This is a genomic window from Kitasatospora sp. NPDC056138 (genome assembly GCF_042264695.1).
GTDB lineage: Bacteria > Actinomycetota > Actinomycetes > Streptomycetales > Streptomycetaceae > Kitasatospora.
The window spans coordinates 23,355-41,031 of the sequence record NZ_JBHJVK010000076.1 but is presented as its reverse complement, the minus strand read 5'-3'; the positions used below and the strand labels follow the sequence as shown (position 1 = coordinate 41,031).

The 17,677-nt window shown below is 69.8% G+C and carries 18 protein-coding genes and 1 pseudogene; 10 read left to right on the top strand and 9 right to left on the bottom strand.

The genetic code is table 11. The annotated features are described in order from the left end of the window. Positions 1-149 precede the first annotated feature (149 nt). Positions 150-380, top strand: coding sequence for a hypothetical protein (locus tag ACFC1R_RS32655; protein WP_375944863.1), 231 nt, complete (start codon positions 150-152; stop codon positions 378-380). Positions 381-799: 419 nt separating this feature from the next. On the opposite strand, the gene ACFC1R_RS32650 is transcribed toward ACFC1R_RS32655, so the two are convergent. Together ACFC1R_RS32650 and ACFC1R_RS32645 are read right to left on the bottom strand one after the other, a co-directional pair. Then, the gene (locus ACFC1R_RS32650; RefSeq protein WP_375944861.1) at positions 800-1,444 is read right to left on the bottom strand and encodes an ATP-binding protein; all 645 of its coding nucleotides are present in this window, start codon (positions 1,442-1,444) and stop codon (positions 800-802) included. Positions 1,445-1,670: 226 nt separating this feature from the next. Then, positions 1,671-2,183 carry a hypothetical protein gene (locus ACFC1R_RS32645; RefSeq protein WP_375944859.1) on the bottom strand — a complete coding sequence of 171 codons (513 nt, stop codon included), beginning with the start codon at positions 2,181-2,183 and terminating at the stop codon, positions 1,671-1,673. A 106-nt stretch (positions 2,184-2,289) separates the two neighbouring features. Between ACFC1R_RS32645 and ACFC1R_RS32640 the strand changes: the two genes are divergently transcribed. The 3 genes from ACFC1R_RS32640 to ACFC1R_RS32630 are packed head-to-tail and all read left to right on the top strand — an operon-like array spanning position 2,290 to position 3,183. Continuing rightward, complete coding sequence (locus ACFC1R_RS32640) at positions 2,290-2,496, top strand: hypothetical protein (protein WP_375944857.1); 207 nt, start codon at positions 2,290-2,292, stop codon at positions 2,494-2,496. 20 nt (positions 2,497-2,516) lie between these two features. Beyond that, positions 2,517-2,774, top strand: a complete 258-nt coding sequence (locus ACFC1R_RS32635) for a hypothetical protein (RefSeq protein ID WP_375944856.1) — start codon at positions 2,517-2,519, stop codon at positions 2,772-2,774. Positions 2,775-2,826: 52 nt separating this feature from the next. Next, positions 2,827-3,183 (top strand): hypothetical protein, encoded by a 357-nt coding sequence (locus ACFC1R_RS32630; protein WP_375944854.1) that lies wholly within the window; start codon positions 2,827-2,829, stop codon positions 3,181-3,183. A 45-nt stretch (positions 3,184-3,228) separates the two neighbouring features. Here ACFC1R_RS32630 and ACFC1R_RS32625 read toward each other — a convergent pair whose 3' ends face one another. From ACFC1R_RS32625 to ACFC1R_RS32610, 4 genes are all read right to left on the bottom strand, one after another. Further along, on the bottom strand, positions 3,229-3,486 hold the full coding sequence (locus tag ACFC1R_RS32625) for a hypothetical protein (protein ID WP_375944852.1): 258 nt from the start codon (positions 3,484-3,486) through the stop codon (positions 3,229-3,231). 385 nt (positions 3,487-3,871) lie between these two features. Further along, positions 3,872-4,450, bottom strand: coding sequence for a hypothetical protein (locus ACFC1R_RS32620; protein ID WP_375944850.1), 579 nt, complete (start codon positions 4,448-4,450; stop codon positions 3,872-3,874). 182 nt (positions 4,451-4,632) lie between these two features. Next, positions 4,633-5,667 (bottom strand): hypothetical protein, encoded by a 1,035-nt coding sequence (locus ACFC1R_RS32615; protein WP_375944848.1) that lies wholly within the window; start codon positions 5,665-5,667, stop codon positions 4,633-4,635. Positions 5,668-5,719: 52 nt separating this feature from the next. After that, positions 5,720-10,660: an RHS repeat-associated core domain-containing protein gene (locus ACFC1R_RS32610; RefSeq protein WP_375944846.1), complete on the bottom strand. Its 4,941-nt coding sequence runs from the start codon at positions 10,658-10,660 to the stop codon at positions 5,720-5,722. Between the two features lie 381 nt (positions 10,661-11,041). Between ACFC1R_RS32610 and ACFC1R_RS32605 the strand changes: the two are divergent. Next, a pseudogene (locus ACFC1R_RS32605) lies at positions 11,042-11,416 on the top strand (transposase); the annotation flags it as partial. A 195-nt stretch (positions 11,417-11,611) separates the two neighbouring features. On the opposite strand, the gene ACFC1R_RS32600 reads toward ACFC1R_RS32605, so the two are convergent. Continuing rightward, positions 11,612-12,148 carry an RICIN domain-containing protein gene (locus ACFC1R_RS32600; protein ID WP_375944844.1) on the bottom strand — a complete coding sequence of 179 codons (537 nt, stop codon included), beginning with the start codon at positions 12,146-12,148 and terminating at the stop codon, positions 11,612-11,614. A gap of 455 nt (positions 12,149-12,603) precedes the next feature. Between ACFC1R_RS32600 and ACFC1R_RS32595 the strand changes: the two genes are divergently transcribed. From ACFC1R_RS32595 to ACFC1R_RS32580, 4 genes are all read left to right on the top strand, one after another. Next, entirely contained in the window at positions 12,604-13,368 is a 765-nt protein-coding gene (locus ACFC1R_RS32595; RefSeq protein ID WP_375944842.1) for an ISAs1 family transposase, read from the top strand. Beyond that, entirely contained in the window at positions 13,290-13,637 is a 348-nt protein-coding gene (locus tag ACFC1R_RS32590) for a transposase (RefSeq protein WP_375944840.1), read from the top strand. Before ACFC1R_RS32595 ends, ACFC1R_RS32590 begins: the two co-directional genes overlap by 79 nt. Before the next feature lie 122 nt (positions 13,638-13,759). After that, a complete protein-coding gene (locus ACFC1R_RS32585; RefSeq protein WP_375944869.1) occupies positions 13,760-14,410 on the top strand; it encodes an RNA polymerase sigma factor in 651 nt (216 codons plus the stop codon). After that, positions 14,407-15,219 carry a hypothetical protein gene (locus ACFC1R_RS32580; RefSeq protein WP_375944838.1) on the top strand — a complete coding sequence of 271 codons (813 nt, stop codon included), beginning with the start codon at positions 14,407-14,409 and terminating at the stop codon, positions 15,217-15,219. The genes ACFC1R_RS32585 and ACFC1R_RS32580 overlap by 4 nt, the downstream gene beginning before the upstream one ends. A gap of 285 nt (positions 15,220-15,504) precedes the next feature. On the opposite strand, the gene ACFC1R_RS32575 is transcribed toward ACFC1R_RS32580, so the two are convergent. Both ACFC1R_RS32575 and ACFC1R_RS32570 read right to left on the bottom strand, forming a co-directional pair. Further along, complete coding sequence (locus ACFC1R_RS32575) at positions 15,505-15,774, bottom strand: transposase family protein (RefSeq protein ID WP_375944836.1); 270 nt, start codon at positions 15,772-15,774, stop codon at positions 15,505-15,507. Between the two features lie 583 nt (positions 15,775-16,357). Continuing rightward, a complete protein-coding gene (locus ACFC1R_RS32570) occupies positions 16,358-17,170 on the bottom strand; it encodes a phytanoyl-CoA dioxygenase family protein (RefSeq protein WP_375944834.1) in 813 nt (270 codons plus the stop codon). Between the two features lie 202 nt (positions 17,171-17,372). On the opposite strand from ACFC1R_RS32570, the gene ACFC1R_RS32565 reads away from it, so the two are divergent. Then, positions 17,373-17,633, top strand: coding sequence for a hypothetical protein (locus ACFC1R_RS32565; protein WP_375944833.1), 261 nt, complete (start codon positions 17,373-17,375; stop codon positions 17,631-17,633). Positions 17,634-17,677: the final 44 nt, after the last annotated feature.

The window sequence follows — 17,677 nt, the reverse complement described above, 5'->3', positions numbered from 1 at the left end:
CCTCGACCTCCACAACGCCTTCGTCTCACTCGCCTGCGCGGTCATCTGCTGGCGACGCCTCAACACCCAAGGTCAGTGATCGTGTTACGAGTTCTTTGGGCTACCAACTGCTTTGCAACGGAGCCAGGATCGACGCGTATCCGTCGGGCATGTCCCGCGACATGGGGGGCGGAAGCATCCTCTACGTCCTGAAGCCGGGCCGGGCCGCTCAACGACGGGTGTCCGTCTTCGACCGCGCAGCACCAGCCTCTGTGGGCACCGTCGCCGCCCAGCGAGAGTTCTACGAGTCCTGGCTCGCCGACTCCAAGCATTGGCCACTTACCGACCGAGCGAGGAGCGCACTGGCCAAGCTCTGGTTCCGGCTGCGCAACCGTTACTAAATTCACCGTCACCCTGAATCGCCGAAGTCAGTAGCCGGTCATGGTCGGAGGCAGGACAGCCTGGCTTGGTTCACGACGTGTTGGCGGGTAGCCGCTCAGCAGGTGTCAGCGGGCAGCTCGGCGATCCGAGGGAGCGATCGCCTCCGCATAGCGAAGGCTGCTCTTGGCACCGAGAGCGAAGACGTGGGCGAGGTGGAGGGGGTCGCCGCCGGTGGCCGCGGCAAACTCAGGCAGGGCCGCTCGAACCCGTACAAGCGGGGTCAGAATTAGGTTCTGGCCCGGGTCGTGTGATGGTGGCTACGGAGCGTCAGACCAGAAGTACGCGTCACCAGGCCGCCGAGGCCGAGGGCTAGGACTGCGGGTGGCGGAAACAGCCGAGGCGGCTGGCACAGCTCGGTCCTGACGTTTGGGGCCTGGGGTCACCGGACTGGCCGGTTGCTGCCGTCGCGCTGATCGTCGAGGCGGACGGCCAGGTCTGGCCAGTGTGCGGACCACCGCGCCAGATCACCCGCAGCCACCGACAACCCTGAACGCAGGGCTTCGTCCGGCAGGAAGCGGACGCACGTCCCGGTGGTGCCGTCGGCCTCGACGGGCTCCAAGTCGGTCACAGGGACGCCGTGCTCATAGCGCTGGGTCCAGGATCCGTTGAGCCGGCGGTTGGTATGAATCAGCCACTCGCTCAGCGCTGCGACTACGGACGCGCCGCGACGCGGATGTCCGTCCGGAAGCCGTTCCGCCTCCGGGAGATCGAAGAACCGAAGGTCCTTCGTGGCCATGACCGGCTTCTTCACCACCCGGCCATGCTCGTCGACCCGGGTGGCGGTTCCGCGTCCGTCGTCCTCCACTGACACCGAGCCGTCGGAGTGCAGCGTGACTACGCACCGTCCGCCGCCCCGGCTCGCTGCCTCGTCAGCGGCATAAGCGACGATCTCAAGAAGCAGATGCCCCGTGCCGCCCGGAGCGAACTCCCCAGGAGCCTGCCGGATCTGACCGAGATGTCCCACATCCACGACACCAGCCCAGTCGTGAGTGGTGTTGACCCAAGAATCCCTTGATTGCTGCATCCCACAAGTGTCCCGCCTGCCCTTCCACGCCAGTGGCCCGGCTCCAGGTGGCGCCGGGGCGGACCCACCGGGAGTGGCTGCGGATCGCCGAACGGGTGGGGAAGGACGGGCTGGCCACCTACGACCCGAGAGCGGATCCCGACGCCGTGGACCCCCCGCTGATCCGCTTCCGGCTGTCCCAGCCCCGTCCTACGCTGCCACGGCTCAGCCCGGGTCCACCCACGGGCTACCGGCCTCCAGCGGGGGCCTTGGCGGTCCTCGCCTGCCGGATCTTGAACTTGGCCCTGGTCAGTCGTGAGATCGCCGCCGTGACCTCGGCCGCCTGGGCGTCGGTGAAAGCCGCCTTCAGGACGGTCGCGGGCACCGCCGAACCCTGCCGCCTCACCAGAAGCGTCCAGGCCAGGGGATTTTCCACCGCCCGGACGATCGAATCCCAGGCGATCCTCATCTCCCCGGACTGTGTACGGATGACCAGTTCCTCGTCGGTCATCGCGACGGACGTCGGACCGGCGGAGCGCTGGGCGGCCCGGGCCGCGAGCTTCTTGGTGACGATCGTGATGTTCTGGACCTGCAGCAGGCCGCAGATGAGCGCCGCAAGCGCGAAGAGAACAAGGTCCCCTGCCAAGCAGGCCAGCGACAGCAGGAGCCAGGCCCCGGCGATGGCCCAACGAATCGGCAGGGATGGGAAGTTCGCTCTCACCGCCGCGGCCAGATCCTCGGGTGCCGCCGTGTAGTCCACTCGGACGTTCATGATCGCTCCTATGTTCGGTGGGGCACATCGTGGTCCGTCCGTGCCACGTCGCGCAAAGCACTTCGAACACCCACACGCCAGCCCTCCAACGTTTGTGCCGATACGTCCGTTTATTACTGTCTCCGCCGCCTCCAACCGGTCCAAGGGCGACCAGACCCCGGACCTGTGGAAGCCTCCGCTGAGGTCCTACTGGTGCGCCTACTCCCGGGCGTGGATCGATGTGAAGCACGTCTACGCTCTGAACGTCACCGAGGCCGAGCAGGCGGCGCTGGGCGAGATGCTCGACACCTGCGACAGCTGATGCCCACGCCGGAACCTGCCGTGTGCGAGGACGAGGTCACCGCCGGCCCCGGCGACGCGATGACCGTCGAGGTCGGCGTCATCACCGGTGACCTCACCGTCCGCACCACCCGCCGCCCCGGCCACCTCGTCGACATCGCCATCCAGTACACCGGAGCCGACGAGTGGTACACCCTCACCGGCAGCCCGGCACCGGTCCCCGACGGCACCCTGGAGGACTTCCACAGGGCGGTCCTGGCCGCCGTCGAAACGGCGGCGCAGCCGAGGTCCCCCCGGTAGCTCCCGCATGACCACGACGGCGCGAACGCACCCCACCAGCAAGGAGTACACAGTGAACGCGCGCAGGAAGATCACCGTCCTGGTCATGGCCACCGCGCTGACGGCCGGCCTGGCCGCGATCGGCTTCCCAGCAGCCGCCGCCGAATGCGGTGTCCGCTCCGACGGCAGGCTGTACTGCGGCAACAAGACCGGGGCGAAGGGCTACGCGGACCGCTCCTACCGCTCGGCGACCCGCGGCCAGCTCAACGGCACCTTCAGCTGGTTCCAGTGCTGGGGCCACGGCGACCCGCACCCGGGCGGCAACGACATCTGGTACTGGACCGAGCTCGACAACGGAGCGTGGGGCAACGTCCCCGCCGTCGACGTCGGCACCGGCCAGGACCCGGCCCCCGGGCTACGCGAGTGCTGACCGGCAGCACCAGCATGCGGGACATCCGTCCAGATTGATCGGGTATCAGGGATCAACCTTGGACTTCGGCGGCCCTTGGGGCCATCGTCGTGCAGCGCACAACGAAGGCCCCAAGGCAAGCACCCGGGTACTCCCCCGCCAAGTCCCGAGCAGGCCACGGGCTGGACGACCACCACCATCCGGCACGCCCTGCTTGGTCTCACGGGCCGGTTCGTCCAGGACCACGTCCTCCTCCAGCAGGTCCGGGAAGTCGGCCTCGCGCAGTTCGGCGACGGTGAATGTCCGGGTGATTGGTGCTGTCACAGGGGCACCTTCCTCCGGGCACCGGCAGGATCGACGACGCGGGGCGGCCGGCGCGTACCGGCCGCCCCGCGATGGCGTTGCCGTAGGGGCTGGCCTGCTGGATTCCCCTAGATAACGACCCCTCCGCACTGATCGGCACCCACATCACCGCGAAGCGGGCCACCCTGTGGCTACGCGACCTCGCCCGCTGACAACCCCGGGCCGGGCACGGGCAGGTGCTGGAGTCCTTCGCCGACGCGGCCTGCGAGGCCGGCGCCGGCCTCGCCCCGGACGTGCCCTGGGCCCTTCTTCGTTGTCTCACGGCGCCGCCGTCATGATCGGTCTCAAACTCGTGACATCTTCCTCGGCGGGCCCTTGGTGTGTGCCACGCCAGGTTTGCCGGATCTCAGGCTCGCGTCGGCCCCGGTCCGGAGCAACGAGCCCTGTCGTGCGTGCCCGCGTTCGGACGTGAGGTGGTGGGTGGTCGTCCCGTCCATCCGGTGTGGTGCAGCCAGTCCTCGAAGGTCATCAAGTCGGGGTGCAGGCGGCGCAGGAGGTCGATGTCCCGGTCTCGGGCGTAGAGATCACGGTCGGCGAAGAACTGGAACATCGCTGCGTAGTCGTGGCTGAAGTCGGGGACGGCGGCACGAAGGTCGTCATGCGGCATCGGGATGTAGGTGCTGCGGGTGCCCGTGACCTGAGCGAAGGTAGCGGCGATCTCGTCGCCGGTGAGGCTGTCGCCGATCACCGCGAGGTCGCGGGCGCCCCAGGACTGCCAGTTGTCGAACATGTGGCAGGCGAACCAGGCGATGTCGTCGAGGGCGACGAGCGGGTAGTGGGCGGCGCCGAGGGGGAGCCTGAAGGTCAGGCCGCCCCGGCCGTCCGGTCGGGGGGTGAGTCGGTCCCGCAGGTTCTCGAAGTACGGCGCCGTGGTCAGTACCGAGACGTGGTCCGTGTACCAGCCGTCGGTCTCCTTGCGGAGCATTTCCTCCGACCGCATCAGGTCGGGCCGGACGGCGCGGGGCCACGCTCTCGTCCCGGTCCAGGACGTCCAGGACCGCGCGGCCGTCCACCACCGCCTCGCCGATCCACTCCCGCGCCTCGCCGACCTTCACGGCCCACCTGCCACTCGCCACCACCGAGGAGAGGGGCTTTCTCGGCCCGGTCCTACGGTCGGCTGTCGCAGAGCTTGAGCCCCTCGATGATGTCCCCTCCGTCCACCCAGAACGTGCCTGAGTTGCCGTACCGGTCATACGCGACGATCTCCGGGTGGCTCCACACATGCCACGCGGTCAGCGGCCCGTTCGGGATGTGCCATCCGTCGCCGCCGGTGGTGGAGTGCACCCAGCTGAAGCACAGGTACCGCTCGGGGTAGCTCCGATCGTAGATCTTCGCGTAGTCCCACCACTTGTTGCCGTCGGGGAAGTTGACGACCTCCGCCTCGCTGCGCCCGTCGTTCTCGACGTAGTACGCGGAACCGTGCGGCTCGCTGTGCCAGACGTAGCCGCCGTAGAAGTTCTTGCGGTGGCTGTCGGGAGGGATGTGGGAGGAGAAGAACCCGTCGTACTCGGACCGGCCGAAATAGTTGGACACCGAGAAGGTGACGAAGTAGTTCTCCACGGATTTCAAGGACAGGTAGTAGTTCCAGGCGTCCGTCGTCACGTACTTCGTGTTGTCGCCGTACTTGGTCGACGTGTGCGCGTAGTCCCAGTCGACGTCCGCCAGTTCATACGTCACGGCCGTCCGCGGATTGAGCTTGATTTTTGCCTGATACGTTCCGTTCAAGGAGCTTTTGATGGTGTCGTTGCAGTCGGTCTTGACCTGGACACCGATCGACTTCGGGCTCACTCCGGGCGCGCAGTACACGTAGAACGTGACCAGTTGGGTCCCGTCGTCGTCGAACGAGGCTTCGGCGCGCTCGCCGGACAGGCCGGGGGTGGAGGTGAAGGCGTTCTCGGTGTCCGTGTAGCACCAGCCCGAGCTGCCCTTCCAGTTGAGTGTCGACTCAGTGACGTAGTCGATCAGCCACAGGCGGGAGAGCAGATGGTCGGGGTCGACCTCGATGGGATCGCCGTCCTCGTCGGTCGGCGCGACACTGATCATCACGCCGATCCGGTTCCGCCCGTTCGCATAGATGTCGCAGCTCTCGTCGCCGCTCACGAGTACGATCGAGAGCTTCGACACGCTCGTCCATGTCGACATGCATTGTCTCCTTCGTTCGTGGGAGATGGTGCGGTGGCGTGCGGCAGGGACCTCAGAGTGCCGTGTGGTAGAAATCCACGTACGGCGAGTACGAGTAGGCGGCTTCCAGTCCCAGGAATTCCCGGACGGCGTCGTCGTTGCGACTGAAGCAGAATGCCGCGATGATCTCGCGGCTGGAGTCGCCCCGCAGGATCGCCCCGATCCGGTCGAACGACAGGTGGGGCGTGTTGTGCACGAACACGTTCCCCGACCAGAGGCTCCTTTTCCGCAACAACCGCCTCTCTTTGGTCGCCCTCCCCATGTCGCCGATGTCCTCGAAGTAGAAGCCCACGTCCGTGTGCGCGCCGGTTCGCTCCCCGAGCTCGGCGCCGTGTGTTCCGCTGAGGATGTCGACCTTCTTGCCGCGCCGCAGCGCGTTCCAGGCGATCCGCCTGACCATGCCGCCGTCGACCGGATCCTGGCTGACCCACACCTTCGCGCCGTTGGCGTTGTCCACGGCGAAGAACTCGTGGGGAGCCCTCTCCGGCAGGACGACCGGTCGACCATGGACCTCGGGCCTGGTCCTGGCGAGCTTCAGTTCGAGCCCGGGATCCGTACTCACCTGTTCGCCGAGGGCGCGCGCGGTCTCCTCGGTGAAGCCCGGAGCGCGCTTGGCCGCGAGGCGGGCCAGGCTCGCACCGCCCTCGGCCAGCCCGGCCGCGCCGGTGCCGAGCGAGACCCAGCCGAGGACGGCCGAGGCCTTGGGGGAAGCGGTTTCGAGGGCGCCGCTCGCGATGGCGGTGACGTCGGAGGCGACGCCGAGCGCGCCGACGACCAGAGTGGTGGCGGAGGCGGCGCTGATCGCGGCCATCAGCCCGCCGGCGGCGACGATGGCCATGCCGCCGGTGACGGCGGCCAGGGCGAGGCCCGCGATGCCCAGGCCGATGCCGAGCCAGGCCTGCCAGCTCAGGTGGCCCGAGGGGTCGATCCGGTTGACGGGGTCGCCCGCGCAGTACGCGTAGGGGTTGATGCCGCCCGCGCCGAAGGGGCTGAGGGTGTCGGGGGTGGTGAACCGGAGGAGGACGGGGTCGTAGGCGCGGGTGCCGTTGCCGAGGTGGTACCAGCCGGTCACGGGGTCGCTCCGCTGGCCGGTGAAGCCCAGGACGCTGTCGGCGCTGCCCACCGGGCGCTCGCCGTACGGGGTGCGGGCGTACGGCTCCTGGCCCTCGGCGTCGGCCGCCAGGTGGACGGTACCGGCGCCGTCCGTCGTGAGTATCCGGGTCCGTCCTTCGCGGGACTGGGCCACGTAGGCGCCGTTGCCGAGCTGCAGGAGACGGGTGGGCCGGCCGTCCTCCGTGAGGGCGGCGAGGGATTCGCCGCGGTAGTGCAGGACGGTGGTGTGCCCGTCGGTCCGCTGGGTGAGCAGGCGGTTGAGCGGGTCGTAGCCGTACTGGTTCGCCGGGCCTGTCGACCGCAGGCGGCCGAGGGGGTCGTAGGCGAGCGTGTGCCCGGCCTGGTCGGTGGTCAGCCGCCCGGCCGCGTCGTAGGCCAGCGCGGCCCGGGGCGGGTGGGTGCCATCGGTGTGGGTGATGCCGGTGAGCTGGCACGGGTCGGACGGGTTCTCGAACAGGTATGTCGCGGTGTCGTCGGAACCGTCGGTGTACTGCGACCGGCACCGGGTGACGTTGCCGAAGGCGTCGTGGTCGAAGGTCTGCGCGGTGATCCCGTTGCCCTGGGCGTCCGTCGGAGGCGTCGACCCGTCGCAGGTGTAGGTGGTGAGCCGGTTGCGGCCGTCGTAGCCGAAGGTCTCGTCGCGCAGCAGCGCCGCGCCGGAAGTGGACGTCCTGCGGCCGAGGAGGTCGTTGTCCAGCCACTGCTGGGTGAGCGACCAGGTGCGGCCGAGGCTGTCCCTGGTCGAGCGCGTCACCTCGCGGCCGAAGTCGTCCAGCGTCAGCGTGGTGGTCAGCGTGTACCCGGACTGCGGGTCCCTGGCGGTCCACGACGTCGGGCGGCCCGCGGTGTCGTAGCTCAGTGACACGCCCGTGGCCGGGTCCGTGAGGTCGGTGATCCGGCCGTGGGCGTCGCGGGTGGTCTTCCGGGTGGTGCCGTCCACCCCGGTGTAGCCGGTCTCCAGGCCGCCGGGTGTGAAGGTCCAGCACGCGGTGGTGTCAGACGCCCCGGACCGGGTCGTGGTCTCGGTGCGCGGCAGGCCGGCGGGGGTGTAGTCGCGCGTCACCGTGACATCGGCCTCCTGCGCACTCCTCAGGAAACCGGAGACGGGGTCGTGGCCGAGGCTCTGGGTGAGGGAGCCGGCCTGGACCCGGGAGACGATGTTGCCGAGCTGGGGGACGTACGCGTACGTGAGCTGCTGCTGGTCGGGCGTGGCGACCTGGGTGGGGAGCGGGTCGCTGTCCTGGGCGTACCGGTAGGACCAGGTGCGGCCGCCGGAACTGGTTTCGGTCAGCCGGCCCAGCCCGTCGAAGGCCTGCGTGCCATAGGGGTTTGCGGCCACGGTGAGCGTCGTGGCCAGGTCGTCGGAGGAGAACGGCGCGTACCCCCGCGTGACGACCGTGCCGTCCGGCAGGGTGGTGCGGGTCAGCCGGCCGCGGACGTCGTAGTCGTACTGCGTGGTGTTCCCGCGCTCATCGCTCTCGCGGCGCAGCCGGCCCCAGCCGTCGCGCTCCAGTACGCGCCGGCCCGCGGGCGCCCCCTTGAGGTCGAACCGCTCGGTTGTCACCGGCTCGCCCCGGGTGTTGAAGGTGGTCACCCCCGTTCCGGTCACCGGGACGCCGCCGCCGAACTGCTGGACCGTGGCCGTCAGCCCGACAGGGTCGACCCGGGTGAGCCGGCCGGTGCCGTCGTCGCAGGCGACGGCCGACAGCCGGCCCCAGTCGTCGTAGGACAGGGTCCGGGTGAGCTCGGCCGCCGTGCCGCCGCCGTCGGGCTGATGGTCCGTCGCCGATTCGGACGTCGGGCGGCCCGCCTCGTCGTAGCTCAACCGCCGCACGACGTACCAGCCGCCGTCGCCGCCGGCGTGCCTGCGCTCGCCCAGGACCGGCCGCCCCGCGCCGTCGAAGCTCGCGCGCCACTGGTTGCCCAGCGGGTCCGTGGAGGTCGTGACGAACGGCGCGGACGTCCCCGCCTCGTAGCCGTGGGTCTCGGTCGCCTCGTACGGGGTACCCGGATGGGTAGTGCGGGTCAGCGTACGGCCCAGGCCGTCGTAGCCCATGGTCACGACGTTGCCCTGCGGATCGGTGGCCGACCACAGCCGCCCGGTGAACCGTGAGCGCCGCTGCGAGCGCGTCGTCGTCAGCCGGTCGTGGGTCGTCAGCCGGTGCGTCTGGACCAGCGCCTCACCGTCGGTGCGGAAGGTGAAGGCGTGGGACGCGGTGTAGGAGTCACCGCCCTCGCCATGCGGGTACTCGACCTCGTCCAGTGCGGTGATCCGGCCGAACTCCGCGCCCGAGGTGCCGTACGCGATGTCCTCCCGCCGCAGGAGCAGGCCGTCGGCGTAGCGCCGCTCGGTGGACTTCAGTACCGCGGTGGGTACCCGCGCGTCGGGGGTCGGGTGGGCGGTGTAGGAGTAGGACGTCCGCAGGACGGGCGCGTCGAACGCGGTTCCCGGCGGTGTGTGGGTGACGGTCTTGAGCCACCGGGTGAACCCGTGGGGATCGGGCGGGCAGTCCGAGCCGCTGCCGCCCGCCGGGTAGAACTCCCAGTCGGTGCGGGTCCCGTCGGGATCGGTGCGGCTCCGCGGGTTGCCCGCGTCGTCGAAGTCGGTCTGCGTGACCTCGTCGCGCGATTCGCCGTTCGGGTCGGTCCAGGTGACGGTCTGCGTCCTCGGGAGTTGGAACCGGTCGTCCTGCTGCTCGAACCGCCGGCCGACCACCGCGTAGTAGTCGGTCCGCACCTGCCGGGAACAGCCGTTGCGACTCGTCGTCCCGTCCGTCTGCAGGTGGTAGTTGTTGTACGTGCGGGTGGTCCTCGTGGTCCTGCCCCCGGTGGTGACCGACTCGGTGGAACCGTACGCATAGGTGGTCAGGACCCCGTACAGACTGTCGAGGTCGGCATTCCAGGCGGTGCCGGAGTGGCCGCCGATGAAGTTGTTGTCGGTGTAGCTGTAGTCCACCTCGGTCTGCGGCTGCCCGCCGCCCGGTTTGCGGACGTGCCGCGTCACATAGGGCAGGGCCGGCAGCCCGGCGGAGTCCGGGAACCGGTGGCCCGACCCGCCCTGGGAGTAGGAGACGGTCTCGGACATTCCGCCGGGCATGCTCACACCGGTGATCCAGGAACCCCACGCCCCCTGCCGGCCCACCGGCTCGGAGGTGAAGCTCCACACCAGCGGCGTGTCCGCACCGAGCCCGAAGTGGTGGACACTGCCCAGCAGCCCGTTCTGGAAGCGCAGTTCCACGCGGTACCCCTCGGAGCACCCCGGCAGGACCGTCAGGGTGGCCTTGGCGCTTCCGGTGTAGTCCACGGTCAGCAGCGTGTCGTCCTCGTCCGCGGCCGCCTTGAGGCGGGGCACCGGACCACTGCCGAAATCCCAGGTCAGACCCAGGGCGTGCCCGGCGGGTGTCAGCAGCGCGGTGGGAACCTTGAGACTGGACGCTTTGCGGGGCCCGGTCAGGACCTCCACATCGCCGGACTTGTGCACCAGGCGGTACGCGTCCTGGTCCTTGGTGACCCGCACCGTGTCGAGCTTCTTCTGCATCAGGACGACTTTGCTGTCGGTCTCCTGGACCTTGTACTGCTCGCCGGACGCCAGGGCCAGCAGCCGGTTGTCCCGGTCGTAGGTGGTCAGTCCCAGCGAGACGCCCCGCCCCAGGCCCGCATCGGTGCTGTTGAGCGGCGAGTAGCTCAGCACCAGCGGCAGCGACGGCCCGAGATTGCGATTGCCGACCAGATTCCCCAGCGCGATCCGCACGTTGAACAATCCCGTCCGGGGATCCACGCCCCCCGCGACCGCACTCCCGAAGTTACCGGCCTGTGAGAAGAACGACGGCAGTGAACTCATACGGAGGCTCCCGGCAGAGGCGGACAGGAGGAGCGGGACCTGTCACCGGCCCCCCTCGACCTCTCATCAGACTGACACCTCGTCGGCCGACGTGTGTGCGGGGCGCGCAGAATGGCCGATTCCCGTGCGGGGAGGGACGTCAGAGGCCTCCGGTGTCCTCGGGCAGGGCGTCGGGTATGCCCCGGGTAGGCCCGACGCCACAGCTCGCTGGCGCCTTCAGCGCCGACTCACCTGCCTCGCCTACCACCCCAGCGTCGGCTCCCAAGGCTTCTACCTCTTCTACCGCGGACCCGGAGCGTGTCCGAAGGATCGTGCAAGTCCGTGATGTGACAGGCCGGCCGAGGCCTGGTCTCGGGTCTCGGCCGGCCGGAACGGACGGACATGGCTGCTGGCAGTGAGAACCCGGCCGTCGAGCCGGTCGGGGACAAGTTGGTGGACGAGGTTGTCGAGCGGCTGATGGACCGCGCCGACGCCTCCGGAGCGGCCCTGCCGGGTGAAGGCGGGCTGCTGACGGAGATCACCAGGGCGGTGCTGGAGCGGGCTCTGGAGGCGGAGATGACCGAGCACCTGGGCTACGAGAAGCACGACCCGGTCAGCCGGGGCTCGGGGAACTCGCAGAACGGGACGTCGTCGAAGACCGTGCCGACCGACGTGGGGGCGGTGACGGTGGCCGTGCCCAGGGACCGCAACGGAGCATTCGAACCGCAGCTGATCCCGAAGAACGCGCGGCGGCTGGCGGGCTTCAACGAGCGGATCCTGTCGCTGTACGCGCGCGGCAGGTCGGTGCGGGACATCCGCTCGCACCTGGCGGCCATTAGCGCTGGTGGGCTGGTGCTTGGCCTGGGGCGGCCCAGCGGGCCTCCGGGCACCCGGCTCTACTGTGCCGCGGGGCAACGACGGCCGCAGGCGTGGAACAGTCACCTCAGGCCGTTGCCGTCGTGCGCAGTCAGCCTACGGAATCGAGATCGTCCCGCTGGCGTCCCAGTACTGGTCGGGGGCGGTGTTGCATTGCCACTGGATGATGTGATTCCCCCATTCTCCGCTGCCTCCCTGGTTGCTGATGCACAGTCCTGAATTCGCGTTCTTCACGCGCCGGCGTCCGGAATTGTCGAAGTCGTTTATGTTCCAGATCTGGTTAGCTCCGCCATGGCAGGACCACTGCCCGAGCCGGGCGCCGGCGGCAGTGGTCCAGCCGGGAGCCTCCAGGCACTTCTTGTTCCCGTTCTGGAGTTCATAGCCGCCGTTGGTAGGCACCCAGAACCAGGTCTGATCGGGGTTGCCGTTGCACTCCCACTGGAGAGTCAGCGCTCCGTCGTAAGGACTTCCGCCGTCCACCCCAATGCACAGATTCGACCCTGCGTTCTTAAGAGGCTGAATCCACGTGGAGGCCGAGGCGGTCTGCGTCGAAAAGGTAGAGAACGAAAGCGTCAACGCGAGAGTTGAACCTGCTGCTTTGGCTGCCATACCGATCCCGAACTTCTTGCGCATGTCCCCTCCTAGTTCGATAGACACGCTCCCGTGAGCGCGCCCCGACCGAAAGCTATCTCGATGTGATTCATTGCCATACCTTTACGAGTGCACAGAGGAGGCTGCTGAAGGTTCACCAGTGCACGGTTCGTGCCCGTTGAGGGTGGTGGCCAGCGACGCCGGGCGCAGTGTGCCGGTGCCCCAGCGGTGGGTCCAGGGGCGTTGCAAAGTCCCGATGAGTGCGTGAGTCCGCAGGTCGCGGCGGTGCGAGGAGTGCGGGTCGGCCCGTCACGTACGCACCGAAGCTCCGGTTGAACGGGGTGACCTTGCCAAGTCGCCTCGTACCGCCGGAGCTTCGATGTGTCGTCAGTCTGCCACCGTCTGCCTGATCAAGTCGCCGGTTCTGGACGGTGTGGCAGGGCTGCCGCTGGTTGAGCGGTTGCGGGTGCTACCGGATCCGCGTCGGCGGCGGGGGGGTGCGTCACCCGTTCGTGGCGGTGCTGCTGGTTGCCGCCTCGGCTGTGGTCGCCGGCGCGCGCTCGTACGCGGCCATCGGCCAGTGGTCCGCGAATGCTCCGCAGCACTCCCTGGCCCGCCTCGGCACTCGGGTCGTGGGCGCACTGGGCGTACGGGTAGCGCCGAGTGCAGCCACGATCCGGCGGGTCATCGACCTGGCCTGTCCCGGCGGCCTGGCCGATCTGACCGGCTCCGACCTGGCAGGATCGGATTCGGTGGCCGTGGACGGCAAGGCCGCCCGCGGCTCCCGGCGCGGCCAAACACCCGCCGCCCACCTGCTGGCGGCGATGACCGGCGACGGCAGGACCGTCACGCAGCTACGGGTTCCCGACAAGACGAACGAAATCACGTGCTTTGCCGCGTTGTTGAAGCCCTACGACCTGACCAGGGTCACGGTCACTGCCGACGCCCTGCACACCCAGCGCGACCATGTGCGCTTCCTGGTCGAGGAGAAGAAGGCCCATTACCTGCTGGTGGTCAAGGCCAACCAGCCCGAACTACACCGTCACCTACGAGCGTTGCCGTGGAAGGAGGTCACCACGCGCCGCTACGACCGCGAGATCGGCCACGGCCGCAGGGAGACCCGCGCTACCAGGGCACTCACCGTCACCGGCCTCGGCCTGGACTTCCCCACGCCGCCCAGGCCGTGCGCATCCTGCGCCACCGCACCGATCTCACCACCGGCAGATGCAGCCGCCAGACCGTCTACGCGATCACCGATCTGACCTCGCAGGAAGCCTCACCCGAACGGCTCGGCCGACTCGCCAGGTCGCAGTGGACCATCGAGAACCGGCTTCACTTCGTCCGCGACACCACCTTCGCCGAGGATGCCTCCAAGATCCGCACCGGCCACGGCCCGGAGAACATGGCAACCCTGCGAAACCTGGCGATCAACGCCCTCCGCACCGCCGGGCACCGCAACATCGCCGCCGGCCTCCGTCACGCGTCCTACAATCCCTTCACCCGACCGCTCGACCTCCTGGGCATCGCCTGACCAGCACACTCACGAGATCATCCGACTTTGCTACGCCCCTGGCCGGGCCCCCACCCGGGCATGTGGCGTGGATCACGGCAACGGCCGGGTGCGGCCGGACAGGTACGGGTGTGGACGAATTGATGCGCGCCCGGGTGCGAGCCGGGGATTCGGTGGCGTTCGGGCAGGTCTTCGAGGATCACGCTCGCGCGGTGCACCGCTATGCGGTCCGGATGACCGGGGACTGGGCCGTCGCCGAGGATGTGCTCTCACTGACCTTCCTGGAGGCCTGGCGCCTGCGCGCGCGGGTCGAACCCGAGGGGGAGAGCCTGCGGCCCTGGCTGCTGGGCATCGCCGCCAACGTCATCCGCAACACCCGCCGGGCCGCGCGCCGTCATCAGAAGGCACTCGCCAAGCTCCCGCCGCGAGATGTCGCGCCCGACTTCGCCGTCGAGCTGACCGGCCGCATCGCCGACGCCGAGCAGCTCGTCGCCGCGAAGGCCGCGCTGGAGCAGCTGCGCCCGGCCGAGCGGGAGGTGTTCGCGCTGTGCGTGTGGGAGGGCCTGGACCACGCGGCCGCCGCTGAGGCGCTCGGCAAGCCGGTCGGGACGGTCCGCTCGCGGCTGTCACGCGCCCGCAGCCGATTGCGGGAACTCACCGCCAAGGAGCTGGCCACGGCCCGTTCCGCAAAAAGCACGCACCCCTCGGAAAGTACGCAACGCACGGGCGCTTGCGGACAGGTAACAGGAGACCGCGCGCTCGCGGTCCGGTCGACCAAGGAGACGATCCGATGAGCACCACCCCCCGAGACCGGTCCCAGCAGGCCGAGCGGGAGGAGCTGGCCCGGCTGCTGCCGGCCGCGGCCGCACCGGAGCTCTCCCCTGACCGCCACTTCCTGCTGAAGGAGTACCTGATGGACACCGTGACCGAGCACTCCCGTAGCGCTGCCAAGCGCCGGACCTTGGCCCTGCGGGTGGCGCTCCCGATAGGCGTGGCCGCCGCCGTCGCTGTCGCCGGGTTCACCCTCACCACCGGGGCCGGCCACTCCCCCGCACCCGCCCCGGTCGTTGCCGGCGGCGGCGCCAGCGCCGGGAGCCAGCCGCTGGGGAACGTCACCAATGCCGCGTACACGCTGCAAAGCGGCAGTGACGGCCTCGTCAAGCTGACCATCCTGGACGGCTACAAGCCGGTCGACGCGACCCAGCTGCAGCGCGACCTGGACCGGGCCGGCGTCCGCAGCCGCGTCTACGCCGGCGAACCCGGCTGCCACGCCCCCGGCCCGACGATGCCCTCCTACGCGCCGCAGACCGTGGCCAAGGGGAACCAGGACGGCGGACAGGGCCGGCTGGCGGCCTACGGCTGGGACATGGAAGAGGAACCCGGCCAGGAAGGCGGCAGGATGGTCCTCACCATCCACCCCAGTGCCATCCCGGCCAACCTGCAACTCTTCATTTACCTGCCGCTGGCCAAGACCGACCCGGCGCACAGCTCCCGCGAACTCCAGGCCAATCTGATGCAGAGCCCCGCCCCCGACTGCATGCCCGCCCAGACCTACGTTAACCCACTGGCCAGCCTGTACCCGACATCAGCACCGACGCACTGACCTCTGTCGACGCCCCGTCACCGGCCTTGCCTCCGCGTGGAGGTCCGGCGGCGGGGCTGGATCGAGCGGGGCCGGGCGCTGGCAGCCGGTGGGTCGCGATCCGCAGCGGCGCGTTCCTGGGTGATGCCACCACTCAGCAGCCGCTGCTGCACCCGACCCCCGAGCTCGCCGCCCGCACCGTCGCCCAGGCCCGCGAGATGGGCCTGCAAGCCGACGCCCGGAAGAAGTCCGCGGGGTTGTGTCACACGGATGCGCTCGGCAGTACCTGTATGTGGTGATCGGCCATCACGCCCGCCCCGCGGACACCGAGGACAGCGCGCGGGCCAGGGCGTGCTGCGGAGCATTCGCGGACCACTGGCCGATGGCCGCGTACGAGCGCGCGCCGGCGACCACAGCCGAGGCGGCAACCAGCAGCACCGCCACGAACGGGTGACGCACCCCCCGCCGCCGACGCGGATCCGGTAGCACCCGCAACCGCTCAACCAGCGGCAGCCCTGCCACACCGTCCAGAACCGGCGACTTGATCAGGCAGACGGTGGCAGACTGACGACACATCGAAGCTCCGGCGGTACGAGGCGACTTGGCAAGGTCACCCCGTTCAACCGGAGCTTCGGTGCGTACGTGACGGGCCGACCCGCACTCCTCGCACCGCCGCGACCTGCGGACTCACGCACTCATCGGGACTTTGCAACGCCCCTGGCGGTGGGTCTGTACGGCCTGCGGTGTAACTCGTGTGGTGTGAGTTACCGGCGGCCGGTGGAGAGTCGGCCGTCGAAGGCGATGTCGAAGGCCTGGAGGGCGGGCTTCCGGCGCATGGTCCAGCGTTTCCGGCCGGCACCGGCTGCGGGCCTTCGTCGAACGCCACCGCCCCGGTGTCGGCGCCGAGGAGACCGCGGCGCAGCTGGCGGCCTGCGCCGGCTGTGGGAGCAGGCGGGCCGGACGGCCGAGGCCGGGCGTGGGAGCGGCGCTGGCGAGCGTTCCCACGGCTGCTGGCGGTCCTGGTCGGCACGGCGGCCGCCGGGGTGCGCGGCACGGTGGCGGACCCGCGCCTGGCCGCCGAGGAGAACCCGGCCACCGCCGAGCTGCTGGCCGCCGTCCCGGTCGGCGCCGCCCTGCCAGCGATGGTCGTGCAGCACGTCTACCCGGCGCTGCGGCCGGTGCCGTCCCCGTCCGGACCGGAGGTGTCCCGTCCCAGGCCCCGGCGGATCGCGATCTCCACGGGTGAATACGCGCCGTCGGCGCGCTCCAGTTCGTACGGCGCGGCCGGCATCAGCGGCGGCTGAGCCATGAAACGCGGCCGCACCCCGTGGTGCGGCTGCGCCGCGTGCACCAGGAACGGATGACACAGGAAGACGTCGCCCGGGGACCCGGTGGCCAGGGCGATCGGCCGATGGTCGCACGCCGCCACCAGATCGGACGCGACGGTCAGCCCGCTCGCCCCGTCCTCCCCGTACTTCTCCAGCACCTTCGGCACGTCGAGGTGCGAGCCGACCCGGATCCGGGTCGGGGCGTCCCCCTCACCGACCTCGCTGAACAGGAACAGCATCAGCAACGCCCGACCCTGGGAGCGCAGATTCGTGAAGTACCAGCTCTCGCCCTGCGGCAGGTAGCTCCCCTCGATGTGCCAGCCCGCGTCGTCCGGCTCCTCCTCGTGCGGGAAGCGCAGCGGGAACGTGCCCAGCGAGTAGCGCGGCTCCCAGCGTCCCGCACCGACGAGCAGGTCGTACGCGCGCTGCAGGGACGGGGAGTTGGGTGCGGCGGCAAACGGTCCCTGCGCCATGCCGGCAACCCAGTGCACGGGCTGCGTCCACGTCGACGGGTCGTCCGGGTCGCAGCCCGTCTCCCGCCACAGCAGCCGCGCGCAGTCCGCGGCCACACGCGGCGCGACGGCGCCCTCCAACTTCACGAAGCCATCGCGCAGAAAACGGGATACCAAGGTCGTGTCATCCATGCCCCCATCGTGCGGCGACACCGGTCCCGATCACCCGACAATCCCCGCACCGCCTTTGTCGGGCGATCACCGCACCCCTTTCCCGCCACCGGACACCCAGCCGCCACCGAATTCCTCCGGGCCACAACGGCGAAGCACCACAGCGGCGGCGTCCGGTCCGGCGGCGCCTTCGGGCCGACGGGACGCCGGATTCCGTCACCACGTGAAGACGATCGAAGATCAAGCGCTGGTCGCGGAAGACTGCGTAACGGGTTGCCTGCGCGAGGCGTTCGAGACGTTGATGCAGCGGGTGGCGGGCCGTTTCGCGCGGGTCGCCCACCGGGCGACCCCGGGGCCGTCTGCGGTCGTTGACCCGGGCTTGAGCAGCACTCCGGCCGCCCGGCGCCTGGTGCGCCAGGCTCTGGACCAGGGCCTGCTCGATGCCGCCGACCCGGCCGCCACCAGCGTGCCAGGCGGTCGCTGACCCCGGGGGCGCACAGCCCGGCCGTCGATACCTTGACGGTCGGC

Excerpts from the sequence above, each read along its gene's own strand:
- ACFC1R_RS32655 (WP_375944863.1), top strand. The coding sequence starts at position 150 with ATGTCCCGCGACATGGGGGGCGGAAGCATCCTCTACGTCCTGAAGCCG.
- ACFC1R_RS32650 (WP_375944861.1), bottom strand. The coding sequence starts at position 1,444 with ATGCAGCAATCAAGGGATTCTTGGGTCAACACCACTCACGACTGGGCT.
- ACFC1R_RS32620 (WP_375944850.1), bottom strand. The coding sequence starts at position 4,450 with ATGCTCCGCAAGGAGACCGACGGCTGGTACACGGACCACGTCTCGGTA.
- ACFC1R_RS32615 (WP_375944848.1), bottom strand. The coding sequence starts at position 5,667 with ATGTCGACATGGACGAGCGTGTCGAAGCTCTCGATCGTACTCGTGAGC.
- ACFC1R_RS32610 (WP_375944846.1), bottom strand. The coding sequence starts at position 10,660 with ATGAGTTCACTGCCGTCGTTCTTCTCACAGGCCGGTAACTTCGGGAGT.
- ACFC1R_RS32600 (WP_375944844.1), bottom strand. The coding sequence starts at position 12,148 with ATGCGCAAGAAGTTCGGGATCGGTATGGCAGCCAAAGCAGCAGGTTCA.
- ACFC1R_RS32585 (WP_375944869.1), top strand. The coding sequence starts at position 13,760 with ATGCGCGCCCGGGTGCGAGCCGGGGATTCGGTGGCGTTCGGGCAGGTC.
- ACFC1R_RS32580 (WP_375944838.1), top strand. The coding sequence starts at position 14,407 with ATGAGCACCACCCCCCGAGACCGGTCCCAGCAGGCCGAGCGGGAGGAG.
- ACFC1R_RS32575 (WP_375944836.1), bottom strand. The coding sequence starts at position 15,774 with ATGTGTCGTCAGTCTGCCACCGTCTGCCTGATCAAGTCGCCGGTTCTG.
- ACFC1R_RS32570 (WP_375944834.1), bottom strand. The coding sequence starts at position 17,170 with ATGGATGACACGACCTTGGTATCCCGTTTTCTGCGCGATGGCTTCGTG.